This window comes from Kribbella sp. NPDC003557 (assembly GCF_040610805.1).
Taxonomy (GTDB): Bacteria; Actinomycetota; Actinomycetes; order Propionibacteriales; family Kribbellaceae; genus Kribbella.
Genome location: NZ_JBEXMY010000002.1, coordinates 779657 through 803485, shown reverse-complemented (window position 1 = coordinate 803485; position 23829 = coordinate 779657). Strand labels below are relative to the sequence as shown.

Genomic DNA, 23829 nt, shown 5'->3' with positions numbered 1-23829 from the left:
TGTGATCTCTCGCAGACCAGTGCGTCCAGTGGACGTATACCAGTGTGCAAGTGGTACTACGGTACGCGAACCGCCTGGGTGCTGAGAACCCCGAGAACGTGAACCCGGTCACAAAGTTTTCGCGACAATCGCTTTCCGGTGTCGCTTGTGAAAAAGAGAACGGCCCGCGCTGTTTCGCGCGGGCCGTTCAGGAGATTTTGCGGCGGATCAACTGGTCTGCCGCCAGATGTCGTTCACGACTCGCTGGATGTCCGGCGCCTCGCCGGCCTGCCCGGCGACCATCGCGCCGACCAGCCACCACTGCCCGCCGCTCTGGAACGCGCGCGTCATCGTGATCGTGTACGGCGCCTGCGCCGACACCGTCAGCCAGGTCCGGGCGTCCTTCGCGGTCGCCGGCGCCGTGGTCTTGTAGATCTTCGTCCACTGCTGGTCGAACGCCGCCCGGTCCGCCACACACCCGGCCAGGCTTGCGCACGGGTGCAGCGCGAACTGAGCCTTCATCGAGTTCTTCAGACCGCCGGGCTCGTAGTCGTTCTTGGTCACGATCCGCCGCAGGATCAGCTGCGACGACTCACCCAGGAAGGCCACCTCCGGCGGCCGCGGCCAGCCGAGCGCGAACGGCAGCTCGGCGTTCGCGACGACCTGGACGTCCGCGCCGGCCGCGTAGGTGGCGCCGAAGATCCCGGCCGACCCGTCGGGGCGCTTGTACGGCGCGGTCGTGACCCGGTTGATCGGCGGGATCAGGACGGTCGACGCGATCGGCTCCGGGCTGACCGCCGCCGGCGGGGCCGCCTCGACCGGGTCGTCCTTCACGGCGCCGCCGATCGCGGTGCCGATCGAGTACGCGATGCTGAACACGATCAGCACCGCGACCGCGACGACGGCGTAGATCCAGGCGCCGATCTTGCGCCGGTACTGCCGGGCGATCTCGATCTTCGACTGCGGCTGCTCGTCCGGCAGCGCTGCCGGCTGTGCCCCCGGCTGTGTCCCCGGCTGCGCGGGGCGGTCGGCGTACGACGGGATGTCACCCTGCTGCGGGCTGGTGTCGCCGGGCGGGAGCGTCGGCGGCGTCGCGCCGTACCCGACGAGCTGGTTGCGGACCGCCTGCAGCGACTCGTCGTCGTTGCCGAGCACCCCGTCGAGCGGGTCGACCAGGCGCTCGGCGCCGGTCTGGCCGTGGACGAGCTGCGTGATCGCGTACGGGCGGCCGGCGGTGAAGTTCGCGGCCCACAGCGGGGTCTCCTGCCGGCCGGGGACCAGCGCGGCGTCGCGGCTCGCCCGGCTCAGCCGGTCGACGACGGTCTGGTTCCGGGCGCCCTCGTCGCTGAGGACGAGCGCGATGACGTCCATCCCGGTGAACGTGCGGCCGTGCCACAGCTCCGCCAGCGGGTGCAGCAGGATCCGCTGGTCGAACTGGTAGCCCGGGATCTCCGGCGCGCCGTTGCTCACTTGCTCTCCCAGATCGCTCGGTCCGCCAGCGCCAGCGCCGCCTTCTGCGCGACATCCGCGTCGACCGGGTTGGCCTTGTAGTCCACCAGGACGATCACGTCGGCGCGCTGCACCATCGTGTGCACGGTCCAGGACTCACCGGCGAGTCCGGTCGCGGTCCGGCTGGCCTTCGTCGGGTACGGGCGGTCCTCGTCGTACGCCTTCAGCGGCGAGCGGGTGAACGTCCGGCTCGCGACCTGGTCCGGCGTCAACGGCGCGTTCCCCGCACCGCCGTCCTTCCCGCCGTACGCCGTGATCGTGACCTCCACGCTCGCCGATGTGTACGCCCGCACCTTCGCGCGCGAGCTGCCCGCCGAGCAGGTGACGGTCGTCGTACCGCCCTGGGTCATCGTCACCGGGCCGGCCGATGCCTTCGGCAACAGGTTCGCCACGTCGCCGATCCGCGCGCACAGGTCGGCCGGCAGCGTCCGCGCCGCGACGATGTCCTCCGCCGTCACCGGCTCCCCGACCGCGAACCCGACGCCGCCGCCCACCAGCGCGGCCACCCCACACCCGATCGCGGTCCCCCGCACCAGTCGACTAGCCATGCCCGCGACCTTAACGATCCGAAGGTCCTCCGACCTCGGACACGCAATGGTGACCTCGAACAGGCCGTGGCGTGTCCAAGGTCACCAGAGGGTGTGGTCAGTTGAGCAGCGTCTTCACCGAGCCGCCGGACTCGGTGAGCTTCGTACCGAGGCCGTTCAGAGCCTCGCCGACCGTCGCGAGGATGCCGGACAGATCCTGCAGGTTGCCGGCCAGGCTCTCGATCTCGGTCGCGACGCCGCCGATCTGACCGCTGCCGTCGTTCAGCCTCTTCGCCGCGGCGTCGCCGATCCCGGGGATCTTGTCGAGCTCACCCGCGAGCCCGGCCAGCATCCCGGCCGCGTCGTGCAGCCGGTCCTTGGCCGCGTTCATCGTGCCCGCGCTCCCGGTCAGCGCCTTCCGCGCCCCGCCCTCGCCGTCCTCCCCGACGAGCGCCCCCGCCGCCTTCGCCGCCTGCTCACCGGCCTCCGCGAGCCCCGCCCCGATCGTCTTGAGCAGCTCCGGCAGCTTCCCCAGAAACCCGACCGCGTCGTCCGGCAGCCCCCGCACCAGACTCAGCACCTTCTGGAAGTCGTCCGAATTCTCCATCACGAACCCGACGGCCTTCTTCACGTCCCCCAGATCCCGCCCACCGAGCAAGTCCTCAATACCCATGCGCGGATCGTAGAGCGCCCCCTCCACACCCCCCGCCACGCCGCACCAACCCCACCATCACGACCTCGTTGCGACCCCCGATCCCCCCTCCCACGGGCCCGATTGGCATCCACCCGCCCCCGCCATGTATCGTTACTCGACGTTGTCCAGCGCTCGTAGCTCAACGGATAGAGCATCTGACTACGGATCAGAAGGTTGGGGGTTCGAATCCCTCCGAGCGCGCAAACCGAAGGCCCAGGCAGAGACTCTCTGACCTGGGCTTTTGTGTTCCCGGAGGCAACGGCTGAGAGGGCGGCTGTCGTGCTCGCCGCCCTCTGGACCCCCACGTCACCCCTCCGGCTCCTCGAACAGGAATCCGAGCTGGCGACGGCCTCGCGTCGCAGCTCCTCGGCTACATCGACGTAGATGACCTTCGTCGTGCGAGGGTCAGCGTGCCCGAGGATGTCCTGACGGAGGACACTCCGAGCGCGCCACCCAAACCGAGGCCCAAGGCCTGGGTCTTCTGGTTCTAGTACGCCGCCCCGCGCGCCCACGCCCGGCCTCTGCGCGCCGTGTCCTTGCCCATTCAGCCAACTCCAATGCCGCGAAGCTACGTGAGCCGCTGGACCGCCCCGGCACCGTGGCCACCATCAACTTTCATGGGACTAGCACGCGCGCGGGCGCCATGCCTCATGGTCGGGCGGACAAGTCTTACTCCGCCGGGATCAAGTAGTCGTCATGATTCTCGTAGTGCACCAAAGCCGCGCATCGCTCAGCGATGGTCGGGTGTGCGCCATCTCGATGTTCGCTCCATACCTCGATGACATCCAGTGCGGTGTAGACGTCCAGGAGGTAGTCCAATCCGTCCAACGGAGCTGTCGAATGAGGATCCTGTTGGACGCAGGCCTCCGAATCGACCGTCCATGGCTTGGCGGCATAGATCGTATGTTCGCGATTGAATTCTCCGAGCCGCTCGATGACTTCACCCAATGTCATTTCCTACCCCAGGTCATGAATCCACCGACACGCTCGGCCGTGACCCCAGTCTGAACCCAACGGTTCCCAACGAGCAGCTTTTCTAGGCAACTGGTCTACCGGGCCACCGACTCCCGACGAAGCTCCCGAAGACCATGTGCAGGCTCCTACCGATCAGAAGGTTGGGGTTCGAATCCCTCCGAGCGCGCCAACGAAACCCAGGTCACGAGCTGCATGACCTGGGTTTCGCATGCCCGGGCTCCCAGTTGCGGACCGCCTCGGCCCGTCGTCCGGCTCTGGGTACCTGGCGGGTTGGACGGTCTTTCCAGAGCGCCGCCATCAGAGAGCTGAGAAGCCCCTGGGTGACTGGGGCCCGCGCGTACAAGGCGTGGCCCAGAGCCGCTTCCACCGGGCGCAGTCACCGGTGACGCGGCGACCGCGCAGCTCGCTGGCTCTCTCAGGCAGTCTTGCGAAGCGCGTCCAGTGCAGCGAGGCCTGGGTAGGTCTCTCGTGATGGGTGCTGGCGGCGGTAGTAGCAGGACCAGTAGCTGGTTGCGCGCCGTTCCGTGAGCGCGGTGTAGCACGGATTCTCGGCGAGGAAGGCCGCGAAGCCTTGGCGCATGGCCGGGCGAGAGGGCAGTTGCTCGTGGACGAAGCGCTCGACGTCGGCGCAGATCTCGATGACGTACTCGCCAAGGAGTTGGACAACGAACGGGATGATGCACGGGTCTTCCGACGCGAGCATCCGGGAGGCGAACTCCTGGCGAACGAGTCCATCGTGATGACGGGTGTAAATGCAGGACAGGACGGGCGACCGTTGGTCGTCGAGTCGTTGGACGAGCACATGCTCTGGCCTCGGGTTATAGATCCTGTAGGGGATGGACACCGGTTCGCTCTCCAGACGGAGATCCGGGCACGCACGTCGGTAGCTCGTCGCGATATCCCCAGCAGGTTCATAGTCGCTCGCCGGTAGGGATCCGAAGACCTCCAACGCCGCGGCGTGCAGGCGGGAGGGGAAGGCTCGCAGAAGAGTCTCCGTCACCCGATGACCATAGCTGCCGGAACGCAACTGACATGACGCGATCCGCGCCCTTGCACTGCCGGAATCACCTGGCGCACGACCGTCGCGCATCACCCGACGGAGGACATCCAGGTCAGCGCAGCTCTGCCGGATTCAGCTCTTATGGATCAAGACGCGCCTCGGCGCGCGGCGCGGCGTGCGCATGCGGCCTCCGGCCGTTCACCGCCGCGCCCGCTCGGTGTCTTCCAGCAGAGCCAGAATTATTGCCTCCGGCGGGGGCCTCACGACTCCGGGATGACGGCCCGATTTGGCCGGCTGTTTGCGGTGGGGGCGGGAAGACGCAGAGCGGCTCTGTAGCGCTGAGCGCTAGATGTACTTCTCAGAGATCTGCCGCGTCACTGAGCAAGGAATGCCCTCGACGCAGATCCGACACCGTCCATCTTCTGGCACAGTCGCGGCCGCTTCTAGGCGGGTCAGCAAGCGGGAGTGATCGACCAAGATCTCACGATCGGCGGTTAGCTCGGAACGACGCTCCTCATCGAGGTCGGGAGACCGGAGCTCCGCGTCGATCAAGTCGGTGACGGTGTCGAACAGTGAAGGCATGCGGGCAGCCTGGCACGTACACAAGCCGACGCATAGCCTCTTGCTAACGGGCTTGCTAACAGCGGCCACAGATCGGGCCGGACACAACCCTGGACATTCCGCCAGATCGGCGGGTGCACTCAGGCGGACTGTGGTCAAGGATGGACGCCTCGAACGCGACTACGGATCAGAAGATTTGGGGTCGAATCCCTCCAAGCGTGCCACGTGAGAGCCCAGGCAGAGACTCGTACGGTGCACAATCAGCGCCCGTGCCGGCCCCGGTCCGCTACACGAGGTGTGGCTTGATATCGATCCACTCGCGTAGCCGGGCGGCCAGGTGCGGATCTTGGACGTCGTCCAGGTGCCACTGGGCTGCGCTGACCAGGGTCCTGGCCTGCCGAGACTGTCGCATCTGCGTCATGTCGAGGTGCCTCAGATCGCGCCGGTCGTCGAGCACGGCCACCTCGTACAGACCAGCAGGGATGGCGTCGAGGCAGGCCCGGACGACTTCATCGGCAGGTGGTAGCACGGCTGAGTCGACACCTGCGCGTCGCAGACGCAGTCTGGAGTAGGCCAGCCGGTCGGCGGTCTCAGCTTGGGTGAACACGGCCCGGTCGCAACCCTGCCGCAGCAGCCAGAACTTGAGCCCGGCCCACTGGGTCTGCTGGCCCGGCTGGTTGTGGAGCTGGTCATCGATGACCAGCAGTAGGTACAGCCACCAGTTGGCTCGGTCCTGCTGCGCGGGCTGACGGCGATCCAGCCACCGCTCGCGCTGGTGTTCGTTGAGCCGTAGTAGGTGGCTCAACCCGTCCCTTACCGTGTGGCGCTGCCCGCTGAGCCGGTCGGCGGCCACAGCCTCCGGCGGGTGGGGTGCACTGATTGACCAAACGTCGCCGACGTCGACCTGTGCCGAAGCACTCGTGGTGACCACGAGCGAGGTCCGCGACTCGGCAAGCCAAAACCGTCGGTAGCCGGCATCGACGGGCTTGGTGATCTCTTGTAGGTGGTAACCCAGGCGGTCCAACTCAGCGTTCAACCGTGCGAACCGCAACCGCCGGCCGAACGCGCCATACCGATGCACGAAGGTTTCGGCGACAGTGATGCTCGCGAGGCGATGCGCCTGAACCGTGAAGCCGTCGGGCTGCCAGCCCTCTGACCCGGACCGTCGCGCCCAGAACACCTCGACCAAGCCGTAGTCTCGCCGCAGCCTCAGCCGTTCTCGATCCTCCACAAAATCGCCACCCAGCACGCGAGCGACCTCGGCGGGTGAGTCGGTTAGTCCCACGCCCAAGATGGCACCACTGACCATCACATCGACAAAGAAGTCCACGTCGGCCACCCGGCAAGCGTGCCGAAGCACACGGCAGGGCACAACCACCAGATCGCCCGATCATCCCCCCGCCTGCGGCCGCATGCGACTCTGCCGCGTTACCACAACAGACTCCAGGTCCAACTCGATCGCGGCGGGCCGCTATCAATGTCCGGAAGTGCCGCGTTCCGCGCCTTCACCTGTCGCAGTCACCCGGCGGACGACTGTCGCCGCGTCACCCGACGGAGGACACGCCAGCCGAACCCGCCCGCCCCGCGGGGAGACGGTCAAGATCCATTGGTCCCAGAGGTTCGGCATTGCCCGAGTCCTGGCATAGGACCGTGGGTAGCCCCGTCCCCCTGCCGCTCGATCGTACGGCCGGCACGGCACGGGTCAAGAGCGCATACGACGTCCCTGTGGGATCGGCAAGTGGACTCTTGACCTCGCGCCGCGCTGACCCCGGTTGGCCGCTATCTGGGGGATGGGGCAACTATCGAGGTCGAACTGTCAGGGGTGTCGCAGAGCTAGTGTCGCGCGCCGTTTGTCGGGACTCAGCCGACGAAGGCGATTGCGTTGCCGTCCGGGTCGCGGACGATGAAGTCGGTGCCGCCCCAGGCTTGTTTGGTCAGCTTCTGGGCGATCTCGGCGTCGGCGGTCAGGTATTCCGCGTACAGTTCGCGTACGTTCGGCGTATCGATGAATGCCATGATGAGCCCTTCGCGTTCTGCGGCACCGGGCGCGAACACCGGCTCGTCCACGAACTTCAGGTGCAAGGTTGCGCCGTCGCGCGACACCGAGCCGTAGAACGGTGGGTCGCCGTGCACGAAATCGATCCGGAAGCCGAGCTGGTCCCGATAGAACGTGGCCGCGGCGTCGACGTCGGCGACGTACAGCACCGGTTTGGCGCTCGCGACTGCCGTGTCCTGAGGTTCCGGCTGCTCGCCGGTGGGCGGGGCCGCTTCGGTGGTCGCCTTGAGTTCGGCCCAGCTGGCGCAGCCGGCTTCGAGGGCGATGATCTCTTGGGCTTCGGTGAGGGGAAACTTCAGCGCGAGTGCTTCGCGGTCGGACAACGTGCGATAGCGCTCAAGCTGTCGGATGCGACCGCCGATCGAGAAGTTCCCATCGCGGTGCCAGCGAACGAGTAGTTTCGCCTGCTTCTTGTAGGTTTCGAGCTTGGGCATGGCGCTCCCTCTTCGGTGTTGAAGTAGGTGGGCCTTGCCCTTTCGGCTCGATATGCCGCTGCGCCCTACGACCGGGTCTGAACCCGCGCCTGCGAAATGGAGATTACCACAGCGAATCGGACGCCCGGCGGCGCAATTGACACGCTCGGCCGTGACCTCGGTCCGACCCCGAAGTCCCTGACGAGCAGCATTTCCCGGCAACGGGCCGGGCTCATCGAATGGTGATCAGGGCAGCAATGAACAGGGCGAACGCGGACCAGGTCGTCACCATCTGAATCCAGTTGATCGTGAAGTACTTCTGCCGTCCCGCCTCCCAGTCGGGCGGCATCGCCTCGGGGTCCCAGGCCAGCATCACCTTGTAGTGAGGTGTTTTCACGGCGTTCGAGACGATGATCACGCCGACGACCACGATCACCCAGCCGATCGCGGTGAGCACGAACGACGTAGAGCCGCGATCGTCCCAGAGGAGCACGAGCACGACGACCGGCAGGAGAAACATCGCAAGCGACCAACCAAGGTTGTACAGCTTCCCCAAGGATTCGTCCGCGAATCGAAGGAACGCCCCCATGAAGTTGCGGAAATCCGCGCCGTCCATCTCGGTGAGCATCGGGCGCATGATGGTGCACAACATCCCCAGAAGGCCGGACGCAAGCCCCGAGAAGAAGATGGTCACGGCGAGTACCCACTCCGCACCCGTCATCGCATAACCTCCTCCGGACGTTGTGAGACACGCTAGGGCCGGCTGCCGGGGCTGTCGACGTTCCAGGCCACCAGACGGGCGAGGTCGTTCGTCCAGCTGTGTGATCTGGTCGGCGTAGAGGTCGGCCGCTGCCTGGACCCTGGCGACGTACGTCTGCCACTTGTCCGGGGCGCCGAGTCGCTGTAGTCCGCGCCTGCTCGGCCGTCGACCAGTTCGCGGACGACGTCGATGTGTCCGCCGTGACGGCATTCCTCGCCGAGCACGATGACGATCATGTCTCCGAGAGTCGTCGAGCTGTGGGCCTCGTCCCACTGGGGGACCTTGCCGGGGGAGTTCAGATCGAGCATCTGGATGGTCTGATCGGCCTGCTCACACGCTGCGTGGTACCAGGCGAGTATCGCCTCGCTCGACTCCGTGGGCCGTACCCACATGTCGCCGTTGTGCCAGAGCTCTTCGTCCCAGTCGTCCGGCAAGGGCGGTGGTGGAAGGGGGCGGCCGAAGGTCTCGCAGAGATAGGCGTGTTCGATGCCGCCGAGATGCCTGAGAATTCCCACGAGGTCGCTTCCCGTGGGGGGCAACGGGCGGCGCAGGTCGTACTCGGTCAGTCCCTCGAACTTGGTGAGCGGGGTCTGTCTCGCCCCGTGGAGGGAATCGTGCAGCCGGGCCTTCAGATCCATGGCGATCGAAGGCGAAGCGCTTGCTAGCCACTGGCTGTGAGGCGGTCTGCTTCTGTTAGTAGGAGGTTTCCGAAGGGCTGGAAGTCGATGGTGCAGGCGTAGACGCCGCTGACGACCCGGTGGATGGTTCCCCATTCCCAGATGGCGGTGGCGTCCACGCCGGTGCGAGAGGCCAGCTTCTCGGTCCGTGCCCGGAGGTCGTCGCCGAGGTCCGGGGTGCAGCGGACGATGGTGCCGAGATCGCACGCCGGTTCGGCCCGTAGCCCGGCTGGATCGATGAGTTTGTAGCTGCCGTCACTCGCCTGCAGGGCGTTCATCTCGTGGATGTCGCCGTGGACCAGGACCGCGGTCCGATCGTCGTGGGCAAGGCGGCGACGGTTCATGCAATCCAGCGCGTCCGCGACGGTGGCCGGCGTACACGGTCGTCCCGCCTGTTCCCAGAGCTGCGGTAGCCGCTCCGCGTACTGCTCGGCCAGTCCGGCGCCGGTCGGGAGGTCGAGGTCGAGGTCGGGATCGATCGGACGCCACAGGCGTGCCGCCACGTCGCACAGCAGCTCGAGGCGGCGTACTCGGTCGGCCACGAGGTCGTACATCGGCGCCCCGAGGCGCTCCATCAGAAGGGCTCGCCGACCCCGGTCCTCGCCCAACAGCTTGGCGCATCCTTCTCCGTCGGCCAGGCGCAACGCCGTGGCCTCCGGCCCGAGGTCCCGGCCTGGCACACCGATCTTGAGGACCGCCGGAGTTCCGTCGACCAGCGTCACTTCGACGACCAGGGCGGCGTGACCGCCCGCGAAGCTGCGCCCGATCACCAGCGACCACTCCTGGGCCAGCGAGTCGACCACCCCTGGCAACTCGTCCAGCCAGGCGTCGTTCCCGTCGGCTACGACCGTCTTGCGGACCTGGTCAGGAATGTCGAGGCTCACCCCGCCAGCCTAGAAGTTCAGACAGCGAGTGCCCTGGGATTTTGCGATCACACGCCCCAGATGTGCTCGCGAAGTGCCAGCTGGTGACTGATGGCGCGCAGTTGCGCCGTGTGCAGCTCGATCCGCATCGTGTCTCCGGTGCTCCGACTGCTGAAGTGACCGAAGACGTACGGGTACGACGGCGGCCCCGTCGGCTCGAGGTATCGCAGGACGGCGTCCCCGGGCACCCTCGCCGGGGCGCCGACGGAGCCTGCGGTGACGTGGTGACCGGACGCGAGGGCGACGTTGATCTCATGGATCTGGAGCAACTCGGCCGTATGCGTGGTGGGCGCCAAAGGATGGTGCCGCATGGTGGTCTCCGTCCGCCCAAGGTGGCCTGAAAGTGGACACCGTTTCGGCGTTCAGAGTGCGCTGCGCCCGGTACTGCAGCCAGTGCCAGACGTCCCTTGTCGCACGAGTCTTTCTGGGCGGTCGTTCAGCTCGGGATCCATGACGGCCACCAGAGCGTGACGCCGCCGGGGCACCGTGGGTCCGGGGAGTCGGCCGGCGTGCCCTGCCAGGCGAAGACGAACCAGGCGAACACGGCGGCGGGGGCACCGATCACGGCGCCGATGCGACGCCCGGTTGGAAGCGGTCCTGCCAGTAGGACGGCTCCTCGATCACCCTGATCGTCTCGGACCCGGGCTCTGTTGCGTCCGGTGGGTCAGTCGCGGCGGCCTTTCAAGCGGCGGTTGACGGCGCGCTCGACTTCGCGGGTTGCCTCGCGTTCGGCGAGGGTCTGGCGTTTGTCCCAGGTCTTCTTGCCGCGGGCCAGCGCGATCTCGACCTTCGCGCGGCCGTCCTTGAAGTAGAGGGTGATCGGGACGATCGTCAGCCCGCTCTCGTTCACCTTGCGCTCGATCTTGTCGATCTGCGCCCGGTGCAGCAGCAGTTTGCGCTTGCGGCGCGAGCCCTCGTTGAACCAGCGGGCCTGGGAGTACTGCGGGATATGTACGCCGTGCAGCCAGATCTCCCGGTCCTCGACCAGGGCGAACCCGCCGACGAGTGACGCCCGCCCGGCGCGGAGCGCCTTCACCTCGAGGCCCTGCAGCACGATCCCCGCCTCCCAGGACTCGCCCAGCTGGTAGTCGTGGGCAGCCTTGCGGTTGCGCGCGACGACGGGCTCAGCCTCTGGTTTCTTCACACTCACGATTCTGCCTGCCGACCGGCGAGTGCGGCGATCCCGGCCAGGTACTTCCGCGGGATCTCGGCGCGGGCCCGGAGCTCGAGCGGGTCGGCGTACGGGACCAGACGCAGCCACGAGACGAGCCGGTGCACACGGACCAGCGCCTCGGTGGTGTCGAGGTCGCGGCGCAACACCAGCGGGTCCGCGTCGAGGTGGTCGGACCAGATCTCGAGGTACGCGCCGAGCAGCGCTTCGTGGTGTTCGCGAGACAGCGGCGCCCGCGTCCATTCCGTCACCGCGTCGAGGAAGCCGTGCAGGGTGACGAACGGATGCGCCCAGATCGTGTTGCCGAAGTCGAAGAACCGCGGCCGCAGTACGCCGGTGGACCGGTCGGCGAAGATGTTCGCCGGATACACGTCGTTGAACTCCAGGTCGAGCGGAACGGTGTCGCTGAGCAACGCGGTCCGTCGATCCAGTACGTCGGCAGCGCGGCCGGCGCGCGCCACCAGGCCCGGGTCGGCGTACAGCGGATGCGCGGGCGGCAGGCTCGCCCACGCCTGCGCGACGGCGCGTACTCGTTCGCCGGCCGTGGTCGGGGCGAGCTCGATCATGCCCGGGTGCTCGGTCGGATCGAGGCGGCCGAGGAGAGAGCACTGCAGGCGGGCCAGGGCTCGTACGACGGTGCATCGCGTGGCCTGATCCGCGACGTCCGGGTGCCAGAGCGTCGTACCGTGATCGTCGGCCAGCAGCCAGCCGCGTTCACCGTCCACGGCGAGCGGCATGATCACGTCGTACGGCGCGTACTGGGCCAGCGCCGCGACCAGGCCCGGCTCGAAGCGGTGGCCCGGGTTGTTCTCCTTGAACCACACCAGGCCCTCGACGGTCGTGTAGCAGCGGACCACGGACCAGAAGCGGGCGCGGTACGTGACCGGTTCGCCGCTGATCCGTCGGCCGCGCTCGGCGAGGCGGTCGCTGACCCACGCGTCTGCGGTCTGCGTCCACTCCGGCGACGTCCAGCGACGGACCCACTGACCCTGCGCATCCGGGCCGAGCGGTCTCGCGGGTGGCGGGTAGTGGGGCATTCAGCGGGTGGCGGTCAGGAGGTAGGTGGCCGGGATGCGGTCAGCGTTGGTGCCGAGGTTCGGGTACATGTCGGCCTCAGGGAATTCTTGGAACGACTGGATGGTCAGCCCGGCGGTGAGGACGGCGCTGATGACGTTGCCGATGCTCCAGACGAAGCTCTTGTGGGGGAGGTCCGGGACTCCCAGCGTCCTCGTGATCTCGGGCGCCTTCAGTGGGTCGGCGTACCCCGCGCGGTCCGGGACGAAGTAGTCGGCGGAGATGCTCAGACGATCCTCGCCTGCGACTGTCAGCACCTCCCACAACGGGTGGTGCTCACTGATGATCAGCGAACCGCCGGGATTGAGTCGTTGCGCGGCCAGGTGAGCCCAGGCGTTGACGTCCGGAGTCCAGCACAGGCCGCCCCAGGAGATGAAGATCAGGTCGAACCCGGTGAGGTCCTCGGACAGGGCCATCATGTTCTGCTCTTGGAAGTCCACGACCAGGCCCAGCGCTTCGGCCTTCGCTCTGCCCGTGGCCAAGTGGCTGGGAGCGATGTCGACCGCGGTGACCTCGGCGCCCAGTTGTGCGAACGTCAGCGCCTCGTCGCCCACCGAGCAGGCCAACTGCAGAACCCGGCGTCCCCTGACATCACCGATCGCGGCGCGCTCGTGATCGGTGAACACGTCCGCCCCGGAGCGAAGCGACTCGACCGGCGCACCCGTCCGCGCCGGCGCCAACGCTTCCCAGTACCGCTGGTTGTCCCGTACGACGCTCGCGTCCGACATGACCGGCACCCTACGGCGAACTCCCGGGGCGCGCCGAGATTTACGGCGTGGGGTCCGGCTCGAAGTAGTCGGGCTCCGGGTCGACCCGGAATCGGACGGCGTCGATCGTCGTCAGCCCACTGATCCAGGCCTTCGCGATCCGGTGCCCGCCGTCCATCAACCGCCCGTCCGCCGACAGGATCACCGGATAACTGAGATCGGCCTTCTGAATCAGGTCCGCATGCCGCGCCACCATCCGGCACGTCACCGCCCTGCCACCGAACCAGCAATCCTCGTCGAACGCCTCGATCGATTCGATCGGAACAACCTCCACCGGAAGCCCCTCCGACAACTCCCACAACCGCTCAGTAAAGTAAAAAGCCCGCCCACCAGGCACAGCCCGAGAATGTCGCTCAACCATCCAGCCATCATCACCCGCCAACCCCGGCGACCGCGCGCGGTTTTACTGGGTGCGGCTAGTCGCGTTCACGTGTTGTCGAGCGAGTTGAGCGGCGTACGGCTGAAGGCTTCACATCAACTGTCGGCGTGGAGCCGGCCGGCTCGGATCGCTGCCGTGCCAGCAGTTTCTCGGCTCTGACTGCCAGCAGATGTACTTCGCGACTGACGTCGTCGCCGCCGAGAATGAACTCGAGCGAATCCTCGTCGGTGTAGTAGCGGCGAATCAATTGCTCGAGGTCGTCGGCCGAGGCGTTCCCGAGGTGGAGACGCCCGGCGAGGTTGATGATGTCAGAGGCATCCTTGCGGCGCTGGGCGACCAGCTTGGTCGCCAGCAGGAACTCATCGCTGGCGTAGGTGATGTGCAGACCTGGTGCACCGGAGCGCTGCAGTGCGTCTTCGGGGAGTGGCGGCATCCACGGGTTGGCGCGCGTGTTCAACCAGTCCTCAGGCAGCTTGCGCTGACTCGCCATCGCACGCGCTTCCTCGAGAACCGCCTCGTCCCGCGTGATGACGTCGATGTCTTCCGTACGCCGCGGGTCGTCGTTCGACGTGCCCTCTACGCATTCACCAGGTCACGTGCGGGGACAAAGATGTTGGCCGCTGCCAAATAGGCCGGCGTTTGGTCGATGATCTCGTCGCGATCGAGGAACGGGTGCTCGGGAATCCACGGATCCGGGAGGGCTTCGACGTCGGTCCAGGCCGGCGGGTCCTCGCCTGCCGCCTTGAACTCCTGGGCGGTCAGGAGAGCGAGAAGGGTGTCGAAACCCGCGTGGCCAGTGGTGTCCGGTGCGGCCTCCCACGCGGCTTCGGAGCCGTCGCGGCGGTGGAGCAACAACCGCAGGTGGTCGCGGCCCTGGAGCAACATGCGCCACGCCCATTCCGTATCGTCCGCCTCGCGAATCGCGGCCGCCGTGGCAGGAGCCGTCATGATGCGGCGATCCCGCGCCTCGTGCAGCGCGTGCGCGATCCGTCCGGCGCGCAGGAAGAACTGCGCCGTCGGCTTCGTCCTGCCGGAGCGGTACGTCGAGAATCGCGAAGCGGAAGTGCCGAGGGCAGTGGCGAAGGCTGCCTGGGACAGCCCGCTCTCGGCCAGCGCGTGGTTGAGTTGATCGACGACCGCCTGACTGTCCCTGTCCATCCCCACGCTCCTAGGACCGTTATCTGATTAGATAATAGCCTGGTCAGGTCAGTTTGGTTTCCAGGGTCCTGGTCATTTGGTTGTCGATGTGGCGGCGGCCGTCTGCGGCCATGACGAGTTTGGCGAGGTCGCCTACGTCGCCGACGAAGCCGAGGGCTAGGTCGCCGGTAGTCCAGGCGGGGCGGCCCGCGGCCTCGTTGTGTCGGTCGTAGAGCTCGTTGATGGCGACGGCGCGCGCCTGCAGGGCTGCTAGATCCATGCGCGCAGACCCTAGCCCTGTACGGTGGCGCGGTGCGCGGGCGACGTACGGCGGGACTGGTGGCGACGATCGCCGTGGTCGGCTGCTCGGTTCAGCCTCAGGTGGAGATCTCGAGCGGGACTGTTGAGAGTGCCGAATTCGCCAAGCATGTGAAGTACTACGACGTCCAGCTGCCGGCCGGCGCGACCGGGCTTGAATGGTTGGAGCTCCGGGACTGGGACATCAACGAGCTCCATCTGCGCTTCGCCACGGACCGGGTCGGGTTGATCAGCTTCCTCGGGACTTACCGGCTGGCACCGAGCACGCTGATGGAAGCTGACCGGTCAGAAGCGCTGCCGAGCCAATCCGGCTGGGAGGACAAGCTGCCCGCCCGGTTCCGCGAGTGGCAGCCGAGCAGTTGGCCGGCGCGAGCGAGCAACCAGGTCCAAGACACGAACTCCGACGGCCTGCCCTTGTCCGTAGACCTCCTGGTCGACAACCCGTCCGCCGCCCACCCCACCGTCTTCGTCCGCATCATGCAAACCTGAACGGCATGGCACGCAGCAACGATCTCGCCTTCGTCAGGGACGTCGTCAGGCAGTTGGAGGCCGCCGGTGTCAGGACCTGGATCTTCGGCGGCTGGGCGTCGGAGCTACTCGGCCTGAGTCCGCCGCGCCCGCATCAAGACCTCGACCTGCTGTACCCGGCCGGCAACTTCGACGTCGTGGACGTATATCTCGCGCGCGGCGACGTACAGGAGATTGCGGCCAAGCGATTCCCGCACAAGCGGGCCTTCGAGGCCGAGGGGATTCGAGTCGAGCTGTTCCTGGTGCAGCCGGGCCCGTACACCGACTTCTGGGGCGCTACACGTCATACATGGCCGGCCGGCACGTTCGACGTCGAGGCCGGTGGGTTCCGGGTTGCGAGTGCGGTGGCGTTGGCCGGGTTCCGGGCCGCATGGGAGGGACTGCGCCCGACGGTTGGTGGACGGACCGTGACTGCGGAGGAGTGGCTGGCAAACCGGGTGACCCGTTGGAGTCTGCGCGATTAGGGTGGGTGGATGGCGTCGGTCAAGAAGTTTCAGGTTACGTTCGACTGTGCGGAGCCTGAGCGGGTTGCTCGGTTCTGGTGTGAGGTGTTGGGGTACGTCGTGCCGCCGGCGCCGAAGGGGTTCGCGTCCTGGGAGGAGTTCGACCAGTCGCTGCCGGCCGAGCGGCAGGGGTCGGCGTACGCGTGTGTCGACCCGACCGGGGAAGGGCCGCGGTTGTTCTTCCAGCGGGTTCCGGAAGGCAAGGTCGTGAAGAACCGTGTGCACCTCGACGTCCGCGTCGGCACCGGGCTGGTCGGCGAGGAGCGTCTCGCCGTACTCGAAGCGGAGTGCCGGCGGCTCGAGGCGCTCGGCGCGGTCCGCGGGCAGCTGCTCCTGGCCGACGAGGAGAACGAGTCCTGCCAGAACATGCAGGATGTCGAAGGCAACGAGTTCTGCCTCGACTGATCCCGGCCGCGTGGAAGCCGAAGAGGTACTGACCGGCGGGAACGTCGCCGACAGCGTTGTGCGGATCGGCGCGACGGTGCGCAAGCCGGCGCTCGACCATACGGCCGGGGTCGAGGCTGTGCTCGATCATCTGGCCGCGAAGCGGTTCGACGGCGCGCCGCGGACGTTGGGCCGGGACGAGCAGGAGCGGCACGTCCTGGAGTACATCCCGGGCACGCTCGCCGACACGCTGCCGCCGTTCTCGCTGGACGAGCTTCGCCGCGTCGGCCGACTGATCCGTGAGCTGCACGACGCCATGGAGGACTTCCGGCCGCCGTCGGACGCCGCCTGGCATCCGGCGGAACCGGATCCGGCCGGCGGCGAGCTGATCTGCCACGGCGACCTCGCCCCGTGGAACCTGGTGTGCAACGACGACCGCTGGGTCTTCATCGACTGGGACAACGCCGGGCCGTCGACGCGGTTGTGGGATCTCGGGTACGCCGCGCAGTCGCTCGTACCGCTGCTGCCGGGAGGCGACGTGGAGGTGGACGCGCCGCGGTTGCGCGCGTTCGTGGACGCGTACGGGCTCGACGTGGAGCATCGCCGGGCGTTCCCCGCGCAGATCGCGGCCCGCACGCGCGGATCGTACGAGCTGCTGGTTCGCGGCCACGAGACCGGGGAACAACCGTGGGCCAAGCACTACGCCGACGGTCACGCCGATTTCTGGGGCCCGGCCGCCGAGTACGTCGCGAAGCACCACGACGCGTGGGTCGAGGCGTTGCTCTCGAGCTAGGCAGGGCGTAACACTCCCGGCGCGGCGCCCGATTGACCGGGTAGGGGGTGGGGGAATGACAGTGCTGAGGACGTTTCTGGCTGTGTTCTTCGTTCTCGCCGGGCTCGGGAGCGTCGTCTCCGCGGTCCGCCAGGGCGAACTGTTCGACCTCGTCGTCGCTGTGGCCCTGTTCGCGATCGCGATCGCAGTGTGGCCGCGCAAGCGCCAGAGCAGCGCTTGACAGTCACCAGGAGGTTGCTGAGGGCAATCAGGTCAGCTGACGGGCGACGGCCAGTCGGTTTCGGGGAGAAGGGCGCGGAGGGACGCCGTCCGACCGCTGCCCAGGATGACCTCGGTGTCGATGTTCGCGGGGTCGATCTGGCGGATGAACTCCCGGCAGCGGCCGCACGGCGGCACGACCTGGACCGGGCCGTCCCCGCGCCAGACGGCGACGATCTTCGCGATCTTGTACTCGCGCGCGGTCACCATCGCCGCGATGGCGGCGTGCTCGGCGCAGAAGCCCGTGCCCGAGGCGGTGTCGATGCAGACGCCGACATACACGTTGCCGCCGGCGGTGAGCAGCGCCGACGCCACGTCCCCGAAGAGCCGGTCGTCGACACGATACGGATGCAGCACAGCCGCCGCCGCGTCGATGAGCTCGTCGTTGGTCACTCGCGCAACCTAGCAACGTCGCACTCGCCAGAACCACGGAATTTTCGTGTGAGACTGCGACGGTGACCGAGTCGTACGTCGAGCTGAACGGGGTCCGGCACTGGGTGCGCGTGGCGGGCGACGCGCGCGGGCGGGTTCCGGTCGTCGTGGTGCACGGTGGTCCCGGTGGATTCATCTACGACTTCGAGCGGCTGACCGGGTCGTTGCTCGAGGAGCTCGGCCCGGTCGTGTACTACGAGCAGCGCGGCTCCGGGCGCAGCGACGGCGACGGGCGGTACGCCGTACCGCTGCTCGTCGACGATCTCGAACAGCTGCGGAGGCACCTCGAGCTGCCTCGGATCATGCTGCTCGGTATCTCGTTCGGTGGGGATCTCGCGGCCGAGTACACCGTCGCGCATCCGGACCGTGTCGCCGGCCTGATCCTCCAGGGGACCGCGTTGGCCGGGCCGCTGACGCCGTCGACGTGGGGGTCCGGGTTCGAGGCCGTTGCCGCCGACGACGAGATGCGTGCCGTGATCCGCGCCGCGGTGGCGGAGTCGGGGCCGCGTGCCGTCTGGGACGTCGTCGACCGGGAGACCGTCGACCGCTTTCTGTTCCGTCAGCCTGCGGCGGCGCGGCGGGTCCGCGAGCTGTGGGAGGAGAGCGGCCTGATCAACACCGGCGAGATGGCGGCCGCGCTTGCCGGTGAACCGCCGCGGCGGGTGCCGCTCGTCGACGAGTTCGCGGCACTGGAGGTTCCGGTGCTGGTGATCGTCGGCTTCTGGGATCGCAATGCCGGGGTGGACGCGTGTCGCGACCTGGTTACCCGGCTTCCGCGTGCTCGGCTTCGCGTGTTCGGCGAGAGCGCCCATTTTCCGAACGTCGAGGAGACTGACCGCTACCTGGCGGAGATCGCCGCCTTTCGGTCAGCTTGCGGAGACTGAGTTATTCCTCGCCCGAGAAGCGTTCCCAGGCTGATTGGCGGCTGGTGCCTAAGGCCTCGCCGATGCGTGCCCAGGTGACTGAGCGGGAGCGCAGGCGTTGTACGCGGTCCTGTACGGCGGCCTCGACCTGGCCGCGGGACTTGTCGAGCCGGGCCATGTCGGCCAGGAGTTCGTCGTCGCTCTTCCCGTCCAGCGGCGGGAACGACGCGATCGGCTGCTCGCTGAGCACCCGCTCGCACAGCTCGACGCACTCGTTGCAGATGAACACTCCGGGCCCGGCGATCAGCCGCTGCACCTCGTCCGCCGTCTTCCCGCAGAACGAGCATCGCATCACGTTGTCCGTCATACCGCCCTCCAGTCTGTCAGGGAATCCCTGACACATCTGTCAGGCTAGGCCTGACAACCCGCCCGGGTCAACGGTCAGGCATCCTGAAGGCCGCCAAGCGAAGGAGTCCGAAGTGTTCGTCAGGTATCAGAGCCCGGTGCCGGATCGCCGCGGCCGGCGGATCGGGATCTTCGGGCTGGTGAACATGCTCGGGCAGCGCGGATACCTGAGCGCCGAGGAGGAAGAGTTCCGCCGCACGACGAACGCCTGGTACGACGCGGCGTACACCAATCCGTCGACCGTCGACCCCACCGTCTACGAGGCCAACCCGCACGCGGCCGCGTGGTTCAAGCCGTCGGCCGAGCACCTGCTGGAGCCGATCCCGGGTTACCTCGCGATCCTCGCGACCCACAACCTCCCGTGCGAACGCTACGAGTCCCCAGCCCCGGGCCGCGTGCTGTACGAGGACCCGCACCAAGTGGTCGTCGTACCGCATGAGTCCGACCACCCGACCGCCATGCTCTGGCTCCGCCCGAAGACGGTGTAGCCGTGGGACTCGTGTACCTCACCGGTTCCTCCGGGGTCGGGAAGACCCGGGGTGAGTCCGAGGAGCCGGCGCACCTCGCCGGGGCGGGATGAAGTGGGCTGGTGGATCACTTACCGTGATCCTCATGGCGTTTGCGGCGAAGGGGAGCAAGGGGGAGTCGTTCCTTGCTGTGGTGGTGGGTGGCGGCGCGGCGTTCGGGTTGGTGGTGGCTACTTCGCGCGCGTGGAAGGCGTGCCGGGTGGACGTCGCCGGGAGTGTGCCGAACGGGCTGACACTGCTGTTCCTCGGGGTGCCGATCGCGCTGATCGTCAACCTGGTGCTGTTCACCGTCGTCTTCCGGTACGCCGGGAAGGCGTTCCTGTTCTCGCTGATCGCGGCCGCCGTTGCGATCGCGATCGCCGACCTCGCGCTGTTCTCCTGGCAAGGCACCCCGGCCGCCTCGCCCGGTATCTGCCCGGGCAACGTCCCGCCGTGGTGGCCGACCTGGCTCCCGACCTGACCCAGGATTCAGCCGGCGAGCCGTAGCAGAGCAGCGGCGCGTTCCGGGTCGCCGATCGACGCTGCCGCGGGGAAGAGGCGGGCCCAGGAGCCGGCGCGGGTCAGCTGGCTGAGCCGCCGGGCGAGTTCGGCGGCGCGGCGGAGGTCGGCCATCGAGTGACCGTCGGTCCACGGCTCGAGGTACGCGTTCTCCAACCGGGCGACCACCTCCTGCCCGTGGTCGTCGGCCGCACGATCGAGCGCGACGAGCAAACTGCAGAACGGGTGACCGACATTCGCGTCACCCCAGTCGAAGAACGTGTACCGCCCAGGGTCGGCCACCAGGATCTGACCGTCGTGCAGATCGGCATGATCCAAGGAATCCGGTACGCCGATATCCGCAAGCTCCTCGCACCACGCAACCAATCGCGGCCGGAACCGCCCCAGCCGCTCACGCTCCGCCGCCTCCAGCGTCCCGTTCCCCGCAACGGCTTCGTCGAAGATGGCCGGCAGCGAGCCGACCCGAGCATCCGGTACGCCGAGGCCCAGCAACGCCTCCGCCCGCGGTACGAGGGCCAGTTGCAAGTCGGCGTACTGCGTCAACGCCTCCTCCCACTCGCGCGGCCCGATCTCCAGTGTGCGGAGCAACGGCCCGCCGGACGGCAGCAGTGACCAGCCGCGGGCCGCGTCGACGGCGTACGGCCGGAGAACGTGGGACGGCACCCACCGGGACAACGCCTCGCCCAGCCCGGCCTCGAACGCGCTCCCGGGCGACGCGGCCTTGAACCACACCGGGTCCTCCGCCTCGACCCGGACGATGACGGACCACGGCCGGACCCGGACCCGCCGCTGCCCGGTCTCGCGGACGCCGGCCTCTTCGAGTCGCGCATCGAGCCAGCCGAGGGCCGCTGCCCGCCACGCCGGGTCGTCCCAGGGCGTGACTGCGTCCGGATACGCGCCGCGGTCGATCTGCATGCCGGGACCATAATCGAGGGATGACGCGCTGGCCGGACTGCCCGTACCGAGTGGGGATCTCGGGCTGGCGCTACGCACCCTGGCGGAAGGTCTACTACCCCGACGGGCTGCCGCAACGCGCCGAGCTCGAGTACGCGTCCTCCCGGCTGAACTCGATCGAGCTGAACGGCTCCTTCTACGCCCTCCAGCGCCCGGCGTCGTACCAGCGCTGGTACGACGAGACGCCGGACGGTTTCGTCTTCTCGGTCAAGGGCCCGCGCTTCGTCACGCACCTGAAACGCCTGGCCGACGTGGACGCGCCGCTGGCGAACTTCTTCGCGTCCGGTGTTCTTGCGCTCGGCAACAAACTCGGTCCGGTGCTCTGGCAGCTGCCGCCCAACTTCCAGTACGACGCGGACCGCTGCGCGAGCTTCTTCGACCAGCTGCCGCGCACCACGGCCGAGGCGGCCGAGGTCGCGAAGGGCCACGACGAGCGGATGGAGGGCCGGGCGCTGCTCGAAGCTTCTGTCGACAAACCGATTCGGTACGCGATCGAAGTCCGGCATGACAGCTTCAAGACCAAGGAGTTCGTCGAGCTCTGCCGGGAGCACGACGTCGCGGTCGTCTGTGCGGACACCGCAGGCAAGTGGCCGATGTTCGGTGACGTCACCGCGGACTTCGCCTATGTCCGGCTGCACGGCGCCGAGGAGCTCTACGTCAGCGGGTACGACGACAAGGCGCTCGGTCGCTGGGCCCGGAAGATCCGCTCCTGGAAGTGCGACACCTACGTGTACTTCGACAACGACGTCAAGGTGCACGCGCCGTACGACGCGGAGCGGCTGGCCGAACGCCTCGGAATCAGTTCGGCCGGCACCGAAGCGTGACGGCCTTAGCGTCGGCCGCATGACACAGAACCCCGGAGAACTCGTCGAGCGGGCCGTCGAGCGGTGCCTGCAGTACATCGTGACCTGGCCGGCGTGGGACGGCGAACCGCGTCTGTCCGACGACGGCCGCACGTTCACCCCGCACAAGGCCGTCCGGCGAATCGCCGACCACATGATTGACCACTTGGCAGAGGTTGAGGCGCTGCTGGCCGGCGTACCGACGCAGCCTGACGAGTGGCACGCGAGCGCGCTCACGTCCGCCGCGGACCTCGCGCCGTTCACGGTGGAGGACGTGCGCGAGGCCGAGCAGCGGCTGCAGCGGCTCGGGCGGACCTTCGCGCTGCGGTACGCCGCGCTCGACCCGGCCGAGTGGGACAAGGACCGCAGCCCCAACTGGACGCTGCGCGAGATCGCGGAACACCTGACCGAGCTCGACTGGTACGCGGCCCAGGTCGGCGACCTGAGTCGATAGCGCGGACGCCCGTCACTCACCAACGACGCCGCGCCGCGGCGTGGCACGCTCGTCGCCGGTCTGCCGCCGTCGATTCGCCGGGGTTGGTGAGTGACTGAGGTCCGCCTTCAGAACAACCGCGCGCCCACCGGCTCCTCCACGTCGAGCAGGAACTGCTTGCGCTTCAATCCGCCCGCGTAGCCGGTGAGCGACCCGTCCTTCCCGATCACCCGGTGGCACGGCACCACGATCGACAGCGGGTTCTGCCCGACCGCCTTGCCGACCGCCTGCGCCGATTCCCCGAGCCGCGCCGCGATCTCGCCGTACGTCGTGGTCTCGCCGTACGGGATCTGCTCGAGCACCGACCACACGCGCCGCTGGAACACCTCGCCCTCCAACCGGGTCGGCAGGTCGAAGGACCGGCGCGCCCCGGTGAAGTACTCCTCCAACTGGTCGACGACGACGGCGATGAGCGGGTCGGACGCCTCGACCCGCTCACCCAGCGTCTCCGCCGACGGCTTCACCCAGTGATGCGGGATGTAGACGCCGACCAGCACATCGTCCGCGGCGACCAACGTGAGCTCACCGATCCGGGTACTGACAACCGCATGCCTGTTCATGCGGATGGAACGCGTCAGCCCCCGGACCTGTGAGGGCTAGGAGCGGATGCGTTCCCGCGTGCGGCGGCGGAAGTCGCGGCCGATCGTGGCGAGCTCGTCGGTGGCCAGCTCGGCGACCGCGACCGACGGTGTGCTGTCCGCGGCGCCCTGCGTCAGCCACCGACCGCGCGGGTCGGCGATCCCGGACGTCAGGCCGGTGCCCGGGCTGGCCGTCGCCGCGAGGCTGATCCAGGACGTGTTGTTCGCGGCGGCTCCGCGAACCTGCACGCCGATGTGATCGTTCGGGCCGGAGTTGTTCGCGTACGACACCAGGACGACGTCGGCGCCGAGGCTGTCGTACTCGGTGAACAGCTCCGGGAACAGCACGTCCAGCCCGAGCGCGAGCCCGAAGCGGACGCCGTCCACCTCGAACGTCACCGGCTCCTTGCCCGCGGAGTACATCCAGGTGACCTTCGTGGTGGAGAGCATCCGCTCGTCGTACCGGGTGACCACCTTTCCCTGGTCGGACACGACGTACATGCTGTTGTGCGGCCGGGCGTCGGGGACCTGGTGGACGGACGGGATCACCGTCCAGATCCCGAGCTCGCGGGAGAGTGCGACGATCTGGTCGAGCTCCCCCTGCAGCGCGGCCCAGTCGGCCTTGGTCCAGTCGGACGGGCCGACCTCGTCCGGGCCGAGCTCGGACATGATCAGCTTGCTCGGGAAGCAGATCGCTCCCTCGGGGAAGTGCACCAGCCGCGCGCCTGACCTGGCGGCCTCCCGCATCAGTCGGCGGACCTCGTCGCCGCTCTCGCGCAGGAGCGCGGCGTTCGTCGGGTCTTCACGAACCGTCGACTGCGTGACGGCGATCCGTAGGGCTTCCGGCATGT

Annotated in this window: 35 protein-coding genes and 1 tRNA gene; 11 read left to right on the top strand and 25 right to left on the bottom strand. The window is 68.0% G+C overall.

Annotated elements, in window-relative coordinates; translation table 11 throughout:
• Positions 1-207 precede the first annotated feature (207 nt).
• The 3 genes from ABZW60_RS09785 to ABZW60_RS09775 all read right to left on the bottom strand — a co-directional run bounded on the left by ABZW60_RS09785 (position 208) and on the right by ABZW60_RS09775 (position 2688).
• Positions 208-1449 carry a hypothetical protein gene (locus tag ABZW60_RS09785; protein WP_355475344.1) on the bottom strand — a complete coding sequence of 414 codons (1242 nt, stop codon included), beginning with the start codon at positions 1447-1449 and terminating at the stop codon, positions 208-210.
• Positions 1446-2036 (bottom strand): hypothetical protein, encoded by a 591-nt coding sequence (locus tag ABZW60_RS09780; RefSeq protein WP_355475343.1) that lies wholly within the window; start codon positions 2034-2036, stop codon positions 1446-1448. Before ABZW60_RS09780 ends, ABZW60_RS09785 begins: the two co-directional genes overlap by 4 nt.
• Before the next feature lie 97 nt (positions 2037-2133).
• Complete coding sequence (locus tag ABZW60_RS09775) at positions 2134-2688, bottom strand: hypothetical protein (RefSeq protein ID WP_355475342.1); 555 nt, start codon at positions 2686-2688, stop codon at positions 2134-2136.
• A 149-nt stretch (positions 2689-2837) separates the two neighbouring features.
• Here ABZW60_RS09775 and ABZW60_RS09770 point away from each other — a divergent pair.
• Positions 2838-2910: transfer RNA gene (locus tag ABZW60_RS09770), tRNA-Arg, on the top strand.
• A 468-nt stretch (positions 2911-3378) separates the two neighbouring features.
• Here the strand turns inward: ABZW60_RS09770 and ABZW60_RS09765 are convergent.
• From ABZW60_RS09765 to ABZW60_RS09685, 17 genes are all read right to left on the bottom strand, one after another.
• Positions 3379-3657, bottom strand: a complete 279-nt coding sequence (locus ABZW60_RS09765; RefSeq protein ID WP_355475341.1) for a hypothetical protein — start codon at positions 3655-3657, stop codon at positions 3379-3381.
• Between the two features lie 442 nt (positions 3658-4099).
• Positions 4100-4684 (bottom strand): hypothetical protein, encoded by a 585-nt coding sequence (locus ABZW60_RS09760; RefSeq protein ID WP_355475340.1) that lies wholly within the window; start codon positions 4682-4684, stop codon positions 4100-4102.
• 345 nt (positions 4685-5029) lie between these two features.
• On the bottom strand, positions 5030-5266 hold the full coding sequence (locus ABZW60_RS09755) for a hypothetical protein (RefSeq protein WP_355475339.1): 237 nt from the start codon (positions 5264-5266) through the stop codon (positions 5030-5032).
• A gap of 265 nt (positions 5267-5531) precedes the next feature.
• The gene (locus tag ABZW60_RS09750) at positions 5532-6584 is read right to left on the bottom strand and encodes a hypothetical protein (RefSeq protein WP_355475338.1); all 1053 of its coding nucleotides are present in this window, start codon (positions 6582-6584) and stop codon (positions 5532-5534) included.
• 521 nt (positions 6585-7105) lie between these two features.
• Complete coding sequence (locus ABZW60_RS09745) at positions 7106-7735, bottom strand: glyoxalase superfamily protein (protein WP_355475337.1); 630 nt, start codon at positions 7733-7735, stop codon at positions 7106-7108.
• Positions 7736-7946: 211 nt separating this feature from the next.
• Positions 7947-8435: a hypothetical protein gene (locus tag ABZW60_RS09740; RefSeq protein WP_355475336.1), complete on the bottom strand. Its 489-nt coding sequence runs from the start codon at positions 8433-8435 to the stop codon at positions 7947-7949.
• Positions 8436-8467: 32 nt separating this feature from the next.
• Entirely contained in the window at positions 8468-9112 is a 645-nt protein-coding gene (locus tag ABZW60_RS09735; protein WP_355475335.1) for a DinB family protein, read from the bottom strand.
• A 23-nt stretch (positions 9113-9135) separates the two neighbouring features.
• On the bottom strand, positions 9136-10035 hold the full coding sequence (locus tag ABZW60_RS09730; protein WP_355475334.1) for an aminoglycoside phosphotransferase family protein: 900 nt from the start codon (positions 10033-10035) through the stop codon (positions 9136-9138).
• A gap of 47 nt (positions 10036-10082) precedes the next feature.
• Positions 10083-10385: a hypothetical protein gene (locus ABZW60_RS09725; protein ID WP_355475333.1), complete on the bottom strand. Its 303-nt coding sequence runs from the start codon at positions 10383-10385 to the stop codon at positions 10083-10085.
• A 125-nt stretch (positions 10386-10510) separates the two neighbouring features.
• The gene (locus ABZW60_RS09720; RefSeq protein ID WP_355475332.1) at positions 10511-10639 is read right to left on the bottom strand and encodes a hypothetical protein; all 129 of its coding nucleotides are present in this window, start codon (positions 10637-10639) and stop codon (positions 10511-10513) included.
• A gap of 99 nt (positions 10640-10738) precedes the next feature.
• Positions 10739-11218, bottom strand: coding sequence for an SsrA-binding protein SmpB (smpB, locus tag ABZW60_RS09715; RefSeq protein WP_355475331.1), 480 nt, complete (start codon positions 11216-11218; stop codon positions 10739-10741).
• Between the two features lie 2 nt (positions 11219-11220).
• Positions 11221-12282 carry a hypothetical protein gene (locus tag ABZW60_RS09710; RefSeq protein WP_355475330.1) on the bottom strand — a complete coding sequence of 354 codons (1062 nt, stop codon included), beginning with the start codon at positions 12280-12282 and terminating at the stop codon, positions 11221-11223.
• A complete protein-coding gene (locus ABZW60_RS09705; RefSeq protein ID WP_355475329.1) occupies positions 12283-13047 on the bottom strand; it encodes a class I SAM-dependent methyltransferase in 765 nt (254 codons plus the stop codon).
• Positions 13048-13087: 40 nt separating this feature from the next.
• Complete coding sequence (locus tag ABZW60_RS09700) at positions 13088-13360, bottom strand: hypothetical protein (RefSeq protein ID WP_355475328.1); 273 nt, start codon at positions 13358-13360, stop codon at positions 13088-13090.
• Positions 13361-13502: 142 nt separating this feature from the next.
• Positions 13503-13955, bottom strand: a complete 453-nt coding sequence (locus ABZW60_RS09695; protein WP_355475327.1) for a hypothetical protein — start codon at positions 13953-13955, stop codon at positions 13503-13505.
• Between the two features lie 86 nt (positions 13956-14041).
• Positions 14042-14623: a helix-turn-helix transcriptional regulator gene (locus ABZW60_RS09690; RefSeq protein ID WP_355475326.1), complete on the bottom strand. Its 582-nt coding sequence runs from the start codon at positions 14621-14623 to the stop codon at positions 14042-14044.
• A 43-nt stretch (positions 14624-14666) separates the two neighbouring features.
• Positions 14667-14882 (bottom strand): hypothetical protein, encoded by a 216-nt coding sequence (locus ABZW60_RS09685; RefSeq protein ID WP_355475325.1) that lies wholly within the window; start codon positions 14880-14882, stop codon positions 14667-14669.
• A gap of 32 nt (positions 14883-14914) precedes the next feature.
• On the opposite strand from ABZW60_RS09685, the gene ABZW60_RS09680 reads away from it, so the two are divergent.
• The 5 genes from ABZW60_RS09680 to ABZW60_RS09660 are packed head-to-tail and all read left to right on the top strand — an operon-like array spanning position 14915 to position 17348.
• The gene (locus ABZW60_RS09680) at positions 14915-15409 is read left to right on the top strand and encodes a hypothetical protein (protein WP_355475324.1); all 495 of its coding nucleotides are present in this window, start codon (positions 14915-14917) and stop codon (positions 15407-15409) included.
• 5 nt (positions 15410-15414) lie between these two features.
• Complete coding sequence (locus ABZW60_RS09675) at positions 15415-15912, top strand: hypothetical protein (protein WP_355475323.1); 498 nt, start codon at positions 15415-15417, stop codon at positions 15910-15912.
• A 9-nt stretch (positions 15913-15921) separates the two neighbouring features.
• The gene (locus ABZW60_RS09670; protein WP_355475322.1) at positions 15922-16356 is read left to right on the top strand and encodes a VOC family protein; all 435 of its coding nucleotides are present in this window, start codon (positions 15922-15924) and stop codon (positions 16354-16356) included.
• Positions 16357-16366: 10 nt separating this feature from the next.
• The gene (locus tag ABZW60_RS09665; RefSeq protein ID WP_355475321.1) at positions 16367-17128 is read left to right on the top strand and encodes a phosphotransferase; all 762 of its coding nucleotides are present in this window, start codon (positions 16367-16369) and stop codon (positions 17126-17128) included.
• A gap of 55 nt (positions 17129-17183) precedes the next feature.
• Positions 17184-17348, top strand: a complete 165-nt coding sequence (locus ABZW60_RS09660) for a hypothetical protein (protein ID WP_355475320.1) — start codon at positions 17184-17186, stop codon at positions 17346-17348.
• 32 nt (positions 17349-17380) lie between these two features.
• On the opposite strand, the gene ABZW60_RS09655 is transcribed toward ABZW60_RS09660, so the two are convergent.
• On the bottom strand, positions 17381-17779 hold the full coding sequence (locus ABZW60_RS09655) for a cytidine deaminase (protein WP_355475319.1): 399 nt from the start codon (positions 17777-17779) through the stop codon (positions 17381-17383).
• A 62-nt stretch (positions 17780-17841) separates the two neighbouring features.
• Between ABZW60_RS09655 and ABZW60_RS09650 the strand changes: the two genes are divergently transcribed.
• Entirely contained in the window at positions 17842-18702 is an 861-nt protein-coding gene (locus ABZW60_RS09650) for an alpha/beta hydrolase (RefSeq protein WP_355475318.1), read from the top strand.
• 1 nt (position 18703) lies between these two features.
• Here ABZW60_RS09650 and ABZW60_RS09645 read toward each other — a convergent pair whose 3' ends face one another.
• Positions 18704-19048 carry a ClpX C4-type zinc finger protein gene (locus ABZW60_RS09645; RefSeq protein WP_355475317.1) on the bottom strand — a complete coding sequence of 115 codons (345 nt, stop codon included), beginning with the start codon at positions 19046-19048 and terminating at the stop codon, positions 18704-18706.
• Between the two features lie 112 nt (positions 19049-19160).
• On the opposite strand from ABZW60_RS09645, the gene ABZW60_RS09640 reads away from it, so the two are divergent.
• Both ABZW60_RS09640 and ABZW60_RS09635 read left to right on the top strand, forming a co-directional pair.
• Positions 19161-19574: a hypothetical protein gene (locus ABZW60_RS09640; RefSeq protein ID WP_355475316.1), complete on the top strand. Its 414-nt coding sequence runs from the start codon at positions 19161-19163 to the stop codon at positions 19572-19574.
• A gap of 124 nt (positions 19575-19698) precedes the next feature.
• Complete coding sequence (locus ABZW60_RS09635; protein ID WP_355475315.1) at positions 19699-20073, top strand: hypothetical protein; 375 nt, start codon at positions 19699-19701, stop codon at positions 20071-20073.
• Positions 20074-20081: 8 nt separating this feature from the next.
• On the opposite strand, the gene ABZW60_RS09630 is transcribed toward ABZW60_RS09635, so the two are convergent.
• Positions 20082-21026, bottom strand: a complete 945-nt coding sequence (locus ABZW60_RS09630) for a phosphotransferase (RefSeq protein WP_355475314.1) — start codon at positions 21024-21026, stop codon at positions 20082-20084.
• 20 nt (positions 21027-21046) lie between these two features.
• Here ABZW60_RS09630 and ABZW60_RS09625 point away from each other — a divergent pair, with 20 nt between their 5' ends.
• Together ABZW60_RS09625 and ABZW60_RS09620 are read left to right on the top strand one after the other, a co-directional pair.
• On the top strand, positions 21047-21889 hold the full coding sequence (locus ABZW60_RS09625; RefSeq protein WP_355475313.1) for a DUF72 domain-containing protein: 843 nt from the start codon (positions 21047-21049) through the stop codon (positions 21887-21889).
• Between the two features lie 19 nt (positions 21890-21908).
• The gene (locus tag ABZW60_RS09620; protein WP_355475312.1) at positions 21909-22361 is read left to right on the top strand and encodes a hypothetical protein; all 453 of its coding nucleotides are present in this window, start codon (positions 21909-21911) and stop codon (positions 22359-22361) included.
• Positions 22362-22468: 107 nt separating this feature from the next.
• Here the strand turns inward: ABZW60_RS09620 and ABZW60_RS09615 are convergent, their stop codons facing one another.
• Entirely contained in the window at positions 22469-22960 is a 492-nt protein-coding gene (locus ABZW60_RS09615; RefSeq protein WP_355475311.1) for a methylated-DNA--[protein]-cysteine S-methyltransferase, read from the bottom strand.
• A 36-nt stretch (positions 22961-22996) separates the two neighbouring features.
• Positions 22997-23827 carry a carbon-nitrogen hydrolase family protein gene (locus tag ABZW60_RS09610; RefSeq protein WP_355475310.1) on the bottom strand — a complete coding sequence of 277 codons (831 nt, stop codon included), beginning with the start codon at positions 23825-23827 and terminating at the stop codon, positions 22997-22999.
• Between the last annotated feature and the right edge of the window lie 2 nt (positions 23828-23829).

What these genes read in the sequence shown, in the direction of transcription:
- ABZW60_RS09610 (WP_355475310.1), bottom strand. Translation starts at nt 23,827, where the DNA reads ATGCCGGAAGCCCTACGGATCGCCGTCACGCAGTCGACGGTTCGTGAA.
- ABZW60_RS09755 (WP_355475339.1), bottom strand. Translation starts at nt 5,266, where the DNA reads ATGCCTTCACTGTTCGACACCGTCACCGACTTGATCGACGCGGAGCTC.
- ABZW60_RS09775 (WP_355475342.1), bottom strand. Translation starts at nt 2,688, where the DNA reads ATGGGTATTGAGGACTTGCTCGGTGGGCGGGATCTGGGGGACGTGAAG.
- ABZW60_RS09710 (WP_355475330.1), bottom strand. Translation starts at nt 12,282, where the DNA reads ATGCCCCACTACCCGCCACCCGCGAGACCGCTCGGCCCGGATGCGCAG.
- ABZW60_RS09675 (WP_355475323.1), top strand. Translation starts at nt 15,415, where the DNA reads ATGGCACGCAGCAACGATCTCGCCTTCGTCAGGGACGTCGTCAGGCAG.
- ABZW60_RS09615 (WP_355475311.1), bottom strand. Translation starts at nt 22,960, where the DNA reads ATGAACAGGCATGCGGTTGTCAGTACCCGGATCGGTGAGCTCACGTTG.
- ABZW60_RS09685 (WP_355475325.1), bottom strand. Translation starts at nt 14,882, where the DNA reads ATGGATCTAGCAGCCCTGCAGGCGCGCGCCGTCGCCATCAACGAGCTC.
- ABZW60_RS09690 (WP_355475326.1), bottom strand. Translation starts at nt 14,623, where the DNA reads ATGGACAGGGACAGTCAGGCGGTCGTCGATCAACTCAACCACGCGCTG.
- ABZW60_RS09735 (WP_355475335.1), bottom strand. Translation starts at nt 9,112, where the DNA reads ATGGATCTGAAGGCCCGGCTGCACGATTCCCTCCACGGGGCGAGACAG.
- ABZW60_RS09645 (WP_355475317.1), bottom strand. Translation starts at nt 19,048, where the DNA reads ATGACGGACAACGTGATGCGATGCTCGTTCTGCGGGAAGACGGCGGAC.
- ABZW60_RS09780 (WP_355475343.1), bottom strand. Translation starts at nt 2,036, where the DNA reads ATGGCTAGTCGACTGGTGCGGGGGACCGCGATCGGGTGTGGGGTGGCC.
- ABZW60_RS09630 (WP_355475314.1), bottom strand. Translation starts at nt 21,026, where the DNA reads ATGCAGATCGACCGCGGCGCGTATCCGGACGCAGTCACGCCCTGGGAC.
- ABZW60_RS09740 (WP_355475336.1), bottom strand. Translation starts at nt 8,435, where the DNA reads ATGACGGGTGCGGAGTGGGTACTCGCCGTGACCATCTTCTTCTCGGGG.
- ABZW60_RS09625 (WP_355475313.1), top strand. Translation starts at nt 21,047, where the DNA reads ATGACGCGCTGGCCGGACTGCCCGTACCGAGTGGGGATCTCGGGCTGG.
- ABZW60_RS09670 (WP_355475322.1), top strand. Translation starts at nt 15,922, where the DNA reads ATGGCGTCGGTCAAGAAGTTTCAGGTTACGTTCGACTGTGCGGAGCCT.
- ABZW60_RS09620 (WP_355475312.1), top strand. Translation starts at nt 21,909, where the DNA reads ATGACACAGAACCCCGGAGAACTCGTCGAGCGGGCCGTCGAGCGGTGC.
- ABZW60_RS09635 (WP_355475315.1), top strand. Translation starts at nt 19,699, where the DNA reads ATGGCGTTTGCGGCGAAGGGGAGCAAGGGGGAGTCGTTCCTTGCTGTG.
- ABZW60_RS09695 (WP_355475327.1), bottom strand. Translation starts at nt 13,955, where the DNA reads ATGGCGAGTCAGCGCAAGCTGCCTGAGGACTGGTTGAACACGCGCGCC.
- ABZW60_RS09705 (WP_355475329.1), bottom strand. Translation starts at nt 13,047, where the DNA reads ATGTCGGACGCGAGCGTCGTACGGGACAACCAGCGGTACTGGGAAGCG.
- ABZW60_RS09745 (WP_355475337.1), bottom strand. Translation starts at nt 7,735, where the DNA reads ATGCCCAAGCTCGAAACCTACAAGAAGCAGGCGAAACTACTCGTTCGC.
- ABZW60_RS09725 (WP_355475333.1), bottom strand. Translation starts at nt 10,385, where the DNA reads ATGCGGCACCATCCTTTGGCGCCCACCACGCATACGGCCGAGTTGCTC.
- ABZW60_RS09660 (WP_355475320.1), top strand. Translation starts at nt 17,184, where the DNA reads ATGACAGTGCTGAGGACGTTTCTGGCTGTGTTCTTCGTTCTCGCCGGG.